The following is a 10,171-nucleotide window of genomic DNA, read 5'->3' on the forward strand; positions in this document are numbered from 1 at the left end:
GTGCCGGCCCTCCACCAGGCGGGCCCGGCGCAGGGTCCGTCAGGCCCAGCACGAGGCCGCCCGCACCGTCGTCTCGTGGGCGGTGGAACAGCGGGTCGGTGTGCTGCACGTCGGCGACCCCCGCGGGGTGCTCGACCTTGCTGCGGGGCGGCGGCACAACCTGCGGCTGCGGCAGTGGCAGATCGGCCGGCTCCTGCAGGTCCTCACCGACAAGGCCACCCTGGCCGGGATCACCGTACGGCTGGTCGACGAACGCGGCACCTCGTCGACCTGCCCCGCCTGCCGACGGCGGGTGCCGAAACCTCGGGGCAGGACCTTGTCCTGCCCGCACTGTCGATTCTCCGGGCACCGCGACCTCGTCGCGGCCGCCAGCATCGCCACCCGTATCCCGGGCGGCGGACCCACCACCCTGGCAGCGGTTGTGCTGCCGGAGGTGGTCACGCACCGTCGAGCCGGCCGACACCTCCCGGGTGCCGGCCGGTCCCGACGTGACCCCCGCCGCCCACCCCGGGCGGCGCGAGGATCAGTTGGCCCGCGGAGGCCCGCCCCACCAACCAGTGGGGAGTCGCTCGCCCCCAAGGCGAGGATCCACAACACCCACCGCAAACCCGGTGAACGTCAGTGGACACCGCACTAGGGTGGGAACGGCGGACGGCCGGCGCGAAGCGGGCACCGCCGGACGGCGACGCCCCGGGCCGGTGGTCCCGGCGTGGACGGAGGTGACCGGTGGACACCAGCGACGTGGAGCTGGGGACCGACCCGCAGCTGGACGATCCACGGTGGCGGGTCGCCGAGCGGGTGAGCGCCGCGGCGCTGCGCCGGTTCCCGGCGGACATCCTCGCCGTCGCGGTGCACGGCCCGCTGGCCCACGGCGACGACGACGGCGGCGGGGACGGCGAGGTCGGGCTGCTGCTGGCCACGTACCGGCCGGGCAACGGTCCGGCCCCGGCCACCCGCCGGGTGGACGGGGTGCTGGTCGACCTGACCGTCGCCGGGGCCGACGACTACCTGCGGCAGGCCCGCACGATCTCCGCGCTCTGGCCGCTGACCGCCGACCGGTACGTCACCACCCGGGCGCTGCACGACCCGACCGGGTGGCTGCGCGCCCTGCGCGACGAGCACCTGGCCCGGCTGGCCCGGGCCCGGCCGGCCGAGTTCAGCACCGCCGCCCGGCAGGCGTGGTACCGGGGCAGCGCCGCGCACGCCCGCGCCGCCCGGCTCGCCGAGTGGTACGAGACGGACCAGGCGCTGCTGATGCTCGGCGAGGCGCGGCTGGCGGCGGCCACGGTGAACGGGCTGCTCAGCCGCACCTACTTCCGTGACCCGGGGGACGCGGTCCGGCGTACCGGGCTGGCCGGGGCGGACATGACCGAGATCGGCGCGGTGCTGGCCCGCCAGGCCGAGGAGTTGGCGGCCCGTGGCCGCCCCGTCGACGGCACGGTCGACGACCTCCTCGACGCCTGACCACGCCACCCGGGTCGGGTCAGCCGATGCCGCCCTGGACGCCGATGAAGGCGCCGACCAGGTACGTCGCGCCGGCGGCGGCGGCGCCGAGCAGGAGCTGACGCAGGCCGCTGGTCCACCAGGGGCGGTTGGTGAACCGGGCGACGACCGCCCCGGCCACGAAGAGCCCCACCCCGCCGACGCCGAGCGCCAGCCAGAGACTGGTGAAGCCGAGCAGGTAGGTCAGCAGCGGGACCAGGGCGCCGACGGAGAAGCACAGGAACGACGAGATCGCCGCGGCCCACGGGCTCGGCTGCTCGTCGGGGTCGACGCCCAACTCCTCCCGGACGTGCATCCGCAGCGCCTCCTCCGGGTTGCGCCGGACCGCCTCGGCGACCTGTACCGCGAGGTCCCGCGGCAGCCCGCGGGCCACCCACGCCTCGGCCAGCTCGCGGGCCTCCGCCTCGGGGTGCCGCTCCAGCTCGCGCCGCTCCTTGGCCACCTCGGCGGCGACCTGCTCGTTGGCCGACCGGACGCTGGTGTACTCCCCCAGGCCCATCGAGATGGCGCCGGCGACCAGCCCGGCGGCGCCGGTGAGCACGACGCTGCGCGGGGAGACGCCACCGCCGCCGACGCCGGCGATCAGGGCGATGTTGGTGACCAGTCCGTCCATCGCGCCGAACACGGCGGGCCGCAGCCAGCCGCCGGACACGTCCGCGTGGTGCGCCTCGCGCAGCGCGGCCGGGGTCTCGGTCACGGGAGGGTCAGGATCTCGTAGCCGTCGTCGGTCACGACGATGGTGTGCTCGAACTGGGCGGTCCACTTCCGGTCCTTGGTGACCACCGTCCAGCCGTCGTCCCACATGTCGTACTGGTGGGTGCCGAGGGTGATCATCGGCTCGATGGTGAACGTCATCCCCGGTTCCATGATGTCGGTGGGCCGGGGGCTGTCGTAGTGCGGCACGTAGAGGCCGCTGTGGAACGTCTCGCCGATGCCGTGGCCGGTGAAGTCGCGGACCACGCCGTAGCCGAACCGCTTGGCGTACGACTCGATGACCCGGCCGATCACGTTGATCTGCCGACCCGGGGCGACGGCCTTGATGCCCCGCATCATCGCCGTGTGGGTCCGCTCGATCAGCAGCCCCGCCTCCTCACTGACCTCGCCCACGCAGAACGTGGCGTCGGTGTCCCCGTGCACCCCGTCGAGGTAGGCGGTGACGTCGACGTTGATGATGTCGCCGTCGGTGAGCACCGTCGAGTCGGGGATCCCGTGGCAGATCACCTCGTTCAGGCTGGTGCAGCAGGACTTCGGGAAGCCCTTGTAGCCCAGCGTCGACGGGTAGGCGCCGTGGTCGACCAGGAACTCGTGCACCACCCGGTCGATCTCGTCGGTGGTCACGCCCGGCTTGCAGTGCTCCCCGGCGAGCTGGGTGGCCTGGGCGGCGAGCCGGCCCGCGATCCGCATCTTCTCGATGGTCTCCGGCGTCTGCACGTGCGAGCCGCGCCACTCCTGGGGGCGCTTCTTGCCCACGTACTCCGGACGGGCGATGTGGGCAGGCACCGGTCGCCACGGGGAGAGTGTGCCTGGGGTCAGCGGCGCACGGACGGTCATGCCGACAGCCTATCGCCGCGCGTCGGCGTGACCCCCGCCACGGCCTGCTCGCGCGGGTTGTTGCCGCGCCCGGCCGGCTGTGCCATTGTGGCTCCGTGGATCTAGGGGGCGCACCTCCCGTCTTCTCCGCGACGGCGGAGGTCGACGGTGATCAGCTCCGTGTGCTGGTGACCGGCGAGGTCGACATGGCCACCGCGGACACCATGCTGCAGACCGCCCTGCGGGAGCCGGCCGGGCACGTGACGCTCGACCTCCGCGCGGTCACCTTCTTCGACTCGGCGGCCATCCACGCCCTGGTCCGGCTCGCCCAGCGGTTCCCCGGCGCGTTGACCGTGCTGCCGTCCCGGCAGGTCCGCCGGGTGCTGGAGATCTCCGGCCTGGGCGAGCAGGAGTGGCTCCAGCCGGCCTGAGCCCCGGCAGCCCGCGCGCCCGGCCAGCCCGGCAGCCCCCCGTCGCCGGCTGGTCGGCTCAGTCGCGCAACTGCCGGCGCAGCGTCAGCTCGGTGCCCTCGGCGGTACGTCGCAGCGTCAGGTCGCCGAGCGCCCGGATCAGCGCTAGTCCCCGGCCCCGGAAGCCCGCCCCGGCGGACTCCCGCCACCGCCCGCTGTCCCGGACCGTGGCGACCACCGTCCGGCCCTCGATCGTCACCTCCACGCCGATCACCGGCTCGGCCGGCGACAGCGGATGCTCGATGGCGTTCGCGGCGGCCTCGGAGATCGCCACGGTGAGGTCGAACAGGTCGTCCTCGCCCACCCGGTGGGCGACGAGGAAGTCCTCCAACCGCTTGCGCAGCACGCTGAGCCGGGTCGGGTCGGCCGGCAGCCGCAGCGCGAACCGGTTCAGCGCGACCGCCTCGAGGGCCAGCACCGCCACGTCGTCGTGCCGGGGCCGTTCGGCCACCCGCTCGACCACCGCGTCGACCAGGTCGGCCACGTGCTCCCCGGGGCTGGCGGCGTCCAGGCGAAGCTGGTCCAGCGCGGCGTCGAGGCCGAGCTCCCGGTCCTCGATCAGGCCGTCGGTGTAGAGCAGCAGACGATCGCCGGGGGCCAACTCACCCTCGACGGTCCGGTACGCCGCCTCCGGGACCGCCCCGATCGGCGGTCCGAGGGCCCGGTCGTGCAGGAGCGCCGCGTCGTCTCCGCGGATCAGCAGCGGAGCCGGGTGACCGGCGCTGGCGTACCGCAGCCGGCCGGTGCGGGGAGAGAACCGGAGACAGACGACGGTGGCGAAGGAGCCGTGCTCGGTGGAGCCGACCAGCCGGTTCAACCGGGTCAGCGCCTGGCCCGGGTCGAAGCCCTCCAGGACGTACGCCCGCAGCGCGTTGCGCAGCTGGCCCATCGCGGCGGCGGCCCGGACGCCCTTGCCCACCACGTCGCCGATCACCAGCACCACCTCGTCGTCGGCGGCGCCGATGACGTCGTACCAGTCGCCGCCGACCTCGACGTCGGCGCTGCCCGGCAGGTACCGGCTGGCCACCATGGCGCCGGGCAGCTGCGGCAGCGTACGCGGCAGCAGGCTGTGCTGGAGGGTGGTGGCGATCCGGTGCTCGGCCTCGTAGAGCTGGGCGTTCTCCAGCCGTACGCCGACCAGCCGGGCCAGCTGGGTCAGCGCGGCCTGCTCGGTGCCGTCCCCGTCGCGGCGCCAGACCCGCAGCTCGCCGAGTTGCTCGCCGGTGGTGCCGGTGAGCGGCAGCACCACCGTCGGCTCGATGGCCGCCTCGCCGCCGCCGTCCGCCTCGTAGCGGGCCCCGGTGGTGGTGACCACGACCCGGGCCGCCTCGGCCAGGCTGAGCGCGTGCCGGGCGGCGACCTGCACCACGTCGGCCGTGGAGCGGGCCGTGTTGATCGCCACGGCCGCGTCGGCCAGCGCGTGCAGCCGCCGGATGATCTGGCCGCGCAGCTGGCCGAGTTCGACGTTGGCCCGGACCCGGGCGATCAGCTCCTCGCTGGAGAAGGGCTTGGTCAGGTAGTCGTCGGCGCCGACCGAGAGCCCGGCGACCGCCTCGGCCGAGCCGGCCCGGGCGGACAGCAGCACGATCGGCACGTGCCGGGTGACCGGGTTCGCGCGCAGCGCGGTGACCAGCCCGAAGCCGTCCAGCCGCGGCATCATCACGTCGGTCAGCACCAGGTCGAACGGGGCGTCGACGGCCAGCCGGAGCGCCTCCACGCCGTCCGGCACGGCCACCACCTCGTAGGCCTGGGCGAGCAGCCGGGTGACGTGTTCGCGCAGGTCCGCGTTGTCGTCGGCGACCAGGATCCGCCCGCCGCCGGCGGGCGCGTCGACCCGTTGCGGCAGCTCGGCGGGCGGCCCGACCGGGTCGGTCCAGAGCACGGTCTCGGCGACGTAGAGCCGGGCCTGCTCCGGCTCGGTCAGCGGCACCGGGGCGAGGGTGACCACCCGGTCGGCGGGCAGGTGCCCGTGCCCGAACGGGACGGTCACGGCGAAGGTGGTCCCCTCGTCGACCCGGCTGCGCACCTCGACCGTGCCGCCGTGCATCTCGACCAGTTCGCGGACCAGCGCCAGCCCGATCCCGGTGCCCTCGTGGGTGCGCGACCGGACGCCCGGCACCCGGTGGAACCGCTCGAAGACGTGCGGCAGCTCCTCCGGCGCGATGCCGACGCCGGTGTCGACGACCTCCACCCGGGCGGCTCCGTCGACCGCGCGTACCCGGACCTGGATCTCACCGTCGAAGGTGAACTTGACGGCGTTCGAGACCAGGTTGAGGACGATCTTCTCCCACATGTCCCGGTCGACGTGGACCGGCGCGGGCAGGGGCGGGCAGTCCACCACCGGGCGCAGCCCGGTCCGCTCGATCGCCGAGCGGAAGGTGCTGGCCAGCCGGGAGGTGTAGTCGGCGAGGTCGGTGGGCTGGTACCGGGCGGCCAGCCGCCCGGACTCCAGCCGGGAGAAGTCCAGCACGGTGTTGACCAGCTTGAGCAGCCGCAGCGCGTTGCGGTGCATCATGGTCAGCCGCTCGGTGTACTCGGCGGGCAGGCCGGGCTCGGCGAGCAGGTCCTCCAGCGGCCCCAGGACCAGCGTCAGCGGGGTGCGGAACTCGTGGCTGACGTTGGTGAAGAAGTTGGTCTTGGCGCGGTCCAGCGCGGCCAGCTCCGCGGCCCGCGCGCGTTCCTGCTCGTACGCCCGCTGCTTGCCGACTGCGCGGGAGATCTGCGCCCCCACCAGGTCGGTGAAGTCGAGGTAGTCGTCGGTGAGCGGAAGCCGGCGGGCGAGCCCGAGCACCAGCACGCCGGCCGGCTCGTTGGTCGCGGTGATCGGCAACACCAGGGCGTGCTCGGCGGCGTCCGGCGGCAGCCCGTCGAGCAGGTCGCCACCGGCACCGGTCGGGCCTTCCCCGAGGCGTCCGCGGCGGCCGCCGGCGGCTCCGGCGGCCCCCCGACGACCCGGCCGGGGTCGACGCCGGCGCAGCCGGTCAGCACCGGGCTGCCCGCGGCGTCGTACAGCCAGAGCAGGCTGAACGGCAGGTCCGTCCGGTATCCGTCGAGGACCCGGGCCGCAACCCGGCCGAGTTCCCGCATGCTCTGCACGTCGGCGAGTCGGGAGCCCAGCTCGGCCAGGGCCCGCAGCCGGCGCTCGCCGACCACCCGGCCGGTGGTCTCGTTGACGAAGCAGAACACGCCCTTGACCGTGCCGTCGGCGTCCCGGATCGGATCGTAGGAGACGTCGAAGTAGACGTCCTCGAGGAAGCCGTGCCGGTCGATGACGAAGGGGTGGTTCTCGCCCCGGTACGGCTCGCCGGTGCGCCGTACCCCCTCCAGCAGCGGCCCGAGCACCTCCCAGGTCTCCACCCAGTGGACCCGGGCCGGCTGCCCGATCACCGCCGGATGCTTCGCCCCGATGGTCGGCCGGTAGGCGTCGTTGTAGAAGGCGCGGTGGTCCTCGCCCCAGAACATCACGATCTGGGCCCGGGAGGAGAGCATCATGCTGACGGCGTGGCAGAGGGCCGGGGGCCAGGCCTCCGGCGCGCCCAGCGGATTGGTGGACCAGTCGAAGGCGTGCAGCCGCTGACCCATCTCGCCGCCGGCGGCGAAGGCCGCGGTCAACAGTGGTGGCAACTCCGCCTCGCCGGTCCCCGAGAACGAGCCTCGCCCGCCCTCGCCCCCCTGGGCCGAGCTCATGCAGCCTCCCGCTCAGGCCAACGTCCGCGACGGTCGGCGAGATCTCGCCGACCGTCCCCGCCTATTACCCCGATGGAGGAGCAACGTAACGCATTGCGGCCGACGGTCGCTGGTTACCCGAGCCTCATCCTGACGCGACCACCGACGGTGTGATCCGGGCAACACGTTCGGCTGCTCAGTGGTGGGCGGCCCGGACCAGGGCGGCCACCGGGCGCGGGTCCGGATCGTTCTCCGGATGCCACTGCACGCCCAGCAGGAAACGCCGCCGCGGATCCTCCAGCGCCTCCACCACCCCGTCGTCGGCCCACCCGGTGACCACCAGGTCACCCGGGTCGGCCACCCCCTGGTGGTGGTAGGAGTTGACCCGGTCCACCCCGGCCAGCACCGACCCGGTCAGGCTGCCGGGGGCGAACCGCACCGGATGCGCGCCGTAGACCCCGGGCGCCGGCCGGTGCCGGTCGTGACCGACCACGTCCGGCAGGTGCTGGTGCAGCGCCCCGCCGTGGGCGACCGCGAGGAGCTGCATCCCCCGGCACACGCCGAGCACCGGCAGGTCCGCGGCGAGCGCCGCGGTGAGCAGGGCCAGCTCGCCCGCGTCCCGGTCGGGGCGGCTCTCAGTACGCGGATCGGGCGGCCGGCCGTACCGCTCCGCGCCGACGTCGGCGCCACCGGCGAGGAGCAGCCCGTCGAGCACCCCCACCACGTCCGCGTCGAGGTCGTCCGGGGGCAGCAGCACGGCCCGGCCGCCGGAGGCGGTGACCGCCCGGACGTACGCCTGCGGCACCAGCGCCGCGGGCACGTCCCGCCACACCGCCCAGCCGGCCGGCTCGACGTACGCGGTGATCCCGATGAGCGGACGGCTCACAGCGGGGTCACGTACGCGCCGGTGATCCCGCCGTCCACCACGAACTGCGCGGCGGTCATGAACGACGAGTCGTCGCTGGCCAGGAAGGCCACCGCGGCGGCGATCTCCTCCGGCTGACCGAACCGGCCCATCGGCACGTGCACCAGCCGGCGGGCGGCCCGCTCCGGGTCGGCGGCGAACAGCTCCAGCAGCAGCGGGGTGGCGACCGGGCCGGGGCAGAGCGCGTTGACCCGGATGCCGTCCCGGGCGAACTGCACGCCCAGCTCCCGGGTCATCGCCAGCACCCCGCCCTTGCTCGCCGTGTACGCGATCTGCGAGGTGGCCGCCCCCATCAGCGCGACGAACGAGGCGGTGTTGACGATCGAGCCCTTGCCCTGCCGGCGCATGTGCGGGATGACGTGCTTGCAGCAGAGGTAGACGCTGGTCGTGTTGACCCGCAGCACCCGCTCCCAGGCGTCCAGCCCGGTCTCCAGGATGGAGTCGTCGTCGGGCGGGGAGATGCCGGCGTTGTTGAACGCGACGTCGACCCGGCCGTGTCGCGCCACCACCCCGTCGAAGAGGTCCCGCACCGCCGCCTCGTCGGCCACGTCGCAGGCCACGAACTCCCCACCCACCTCGTCGGCGGCCCGCTTTCCCGCCTCCGGGTCGATGTCGACGCAGACCACCCGGGCCCCCTCGGCGGCGAACCGCCGCACCGTGGCCAACCCGATCCCGCTGCCCGCCCCGGTCACCACGGCGACCCGGTCCTGTAGCCGTCCCTGCACTGCGATCACTCCTCTGTCGAGATGAACACGTTCTTGACGTCGGTGAAGGCGTGCAGCGCGTGCGGACCCAGTTCCCGGCCGAGGCCGGAGCGCTTCATCCCGCCGAACGGGGTCCAGTAGCGCACCGATGAGTGCGAGTTGACGCTGAGGTTGCCGGCCTCCACCGCCCGCGCCACCCGGACGGCGCGGCCCACGTCCCGGGTCCAGATCGAGCCGGAGAGCCCGTACTCGGTGTCGTTGGCCAGCCGGATCGCGTCGGCCTCGTCGTCGAACGGGAGCACCGAGACCACCGGGCCGAAGACCTCCTCCCGCCAGTGCCGGTCGGCCGGCGAGTCGGCGAGCAGCACGGTCGGGGCGTACCAGAAGCCGGGGCCGTCGGGACACGAGCCGGTGAAGGCCACCTTCGCGCCGTCGACGTACCCGCCGACCCGGTCGCGGTGGGCGGCGGAGATCAGCGGACCCATCTCGGCGGTCTCGGCGGAGGGGTCCTCGACCCGGAAGGCGCGCACGGCCGGTTCAAGCAGTTCCAGGAACCGGTCGTACACCGTTCGCTGGACCAGGATCCGCGACCGGGCGCAGCAGTCCTGGCCGGCGTTGTCGAAGACCGCGTACGGCGCGGCGGCGGCCGCCCTGGCCAGGTCGGCGTCGGCGAAGACCAGGTTGGCGGACTTGCCGCCCAGCTCCAGGGTGACCCGTTTGACCTGCTCGGCGCAGCCGGCCATGATCCGCGTCCCGACCTGCGTGGAGCCGGTGAAGCAGACCTTGCGCACGGCGGGGTGGGTGACGAAGCGTTCCCCCACCACGCTTCCCGCGCCGGGCAGCACGGTGAACACGCCCTCCGGCAGGCCGGCCTCGAGGGCCAGTTCGGCCAGGCGCAGCGCGGTCAACGGGGTCAGCTCGGCGGGCTTGAGCACGACGGTGTTGCCGGCGGCGAGCGCCGGCGCGAAGCCCCAGCCGGCGATCGGCATCGGGAAGTTCCACGGCACGATCACCCCGACCACGCCGAGCGGCTCGTGGAAGGTGACGTCGAGCCCGCCGGGCACCGGGATCTGCCGCCCGGTCAGCCGCTCCGGCGCCCCCGCGTAGTAGTCCAGCACGTCCCGGACGTTCCCCGCCTCCCACCGCGCGTTGCCGATGGTGTGCCCGGCGTTGCGCACCTCCAGCAGCGCCAACTCCTCCAGGTGCGCGTCCACCACCGCGGCGAACCGCCGCAACACCCGCGCCCGATCCCCCGGACCGACGTGCCGCCACCCCTCATATGCGGCGGCAGCCCGCGAGATCGCCGCATCGGTCTCGGCAAGCGACGTCCCCGCCACGCTCGCCAAGACCTCCCCCGTCGCCGGGTTCCTGAC

9 protein-coding genes are annotated in these 10,171 nt (G+C 74.2%); 3 read left to right on the top strand and 6 right to left on the bottom strand.

Translation table 11 applies throughout. From position 1 onward, the window contains the following. The coding region (locus DKT69_RS28990; protein ID WP_146231240.1) for a zinc ribbon domain-containing protein at positions 1–637 on the top strand (637 nt) is incomplete at its 5' end. An 89-nt stretch (positions 638–726) separates the two neighbouring features. Beyond that, on the top strand, positions 727–1,464 hold the full coding sequence (locus DKT69_RS28995) for a nucleotidyltransferase domain-containing protein (protein WP_236648421.1): 738 nt from the start codon (positions 727–729) through the stop codon (positions 1,462–1,464). A gap of 19 nt (positions 1,465–1,483) precedes the next feature. On the opposite strand, the gene DKT69_RS29000 is transcribed toward DKT69_RS28995, so the two are convergent. Beyond that, the gene (locus DKT69_RS29000) at positions 1,484–2,200 is read right to left on the bottom strand and encodes a VIT1/CCC1 transporter family protein (protein ID WP_109804644.1); all 717 of its coding nucleotides are present in this window, start codon (positions 2,198–2,200) and stop codon (positions 1,484–1,486) included. Beyond that, on the bottom strand, positions 2,197–3,054 hold the full coding sequence (map, locus tag DKT69_RS29005) for a type I methionyl aminopeptidase (protein ID WP_109804645.1): 858 nt from the start codon (positions 3,052–3,054) through the stop codon (positions 2,197–2,199). Before map ends, DKT69_RS29000 begins: the two co-directional genes overlap by 4 nt. Before the next feature lie 95 nt (positions 3,055–3,149). On the opposite strand from map, the gene DKT69_RS29010 reads away from it, so the two are divergent. Further along, positions 3,150–3,464, top strand: coding sequence for an STAS domain-containing protein (locus tag DKT69_RS29010; RefSeq protein ID WP_201749915.1), 315 nt, complete (start codon positions 3,150–3,152; stop codon positions 3,462–3,464). A 58-nt stretch (positions 3,465–3,522) separates the two neighbouring features. Here the strand turns inward: DKT69_RS29010 and DKT69_RS29015 are convergent, their stop codons facing one another. The 4 genes from DKT69_RS29015 to DKT69_RS29030 all read right to left on the bottom strand — a co-directional run. Then, complete coding sequence (locus DKT69_RS29015) at positions 3,523–6,336, bottom strand: SpoIIE family protein phosphatase (protein WP_236648422.1); 2,814 nt, start codon at positions 6,334–6,336, stop codon at positions 3,523–3,525. Between the two features lie 1,029 nt (positions 6,337–7,365). Next, the gene (locus tag DKT69_RS29020; protein ID WP_109804646.1) at positions 7,366–8,055 is read right to left on the bottom strand and encodes a gamma-glutamyl-gamma-aminobutyrate hydrolase family protein; all 690 of its coding nucleotides are present in this window, start codon (positions 8,053–8,055) and stop codon (positions 7,366–7,368) included. Next, positions 8,052–8,819 (bottom strand): 3-oxoacyl-ACP reductase, encoded by a 768-nt coding sequence (locus DKT69_RS29025; protein ID WP_109804650.1) that lies wholly within the window; start codon positions 8,817–8,819, stop codon positions 8,052–8,054. Before DKT69_RS29025 ends, DKT69_RS29020 begins: the two co-directional genes overlap by 4 nt. Positions 8,820–8,824: 5 nt before the next feature. After that, on the bottom strand, positions 8,825–10,171 hold a 1,347-nt coding region (locus tag DKT69_RS29030), incomplete at its 5' end, for an aldehyde dehydrogenase family protein (RefSeq protein ID WP_236648423.1).

The sequence above is a fragment of the Micromonospora sicca genome (assembly GCF_003172935.1).
Classification (GTDB): domain Bacteria; phylum Actinomycetota; class Actinomycetes; order Mycobacteriales; family Micromonosporaceae; genus Micromonospora; species Micromonospora sicca.

Coding starts and splice junctions, on each gene's coding strand:
- map (WP_109804645.1), bottom strand. CDS start 3,054: ATGACCGTCCGTGCGCCGCTGACCCCAGGCACACTCTCCCCGTGGCGA.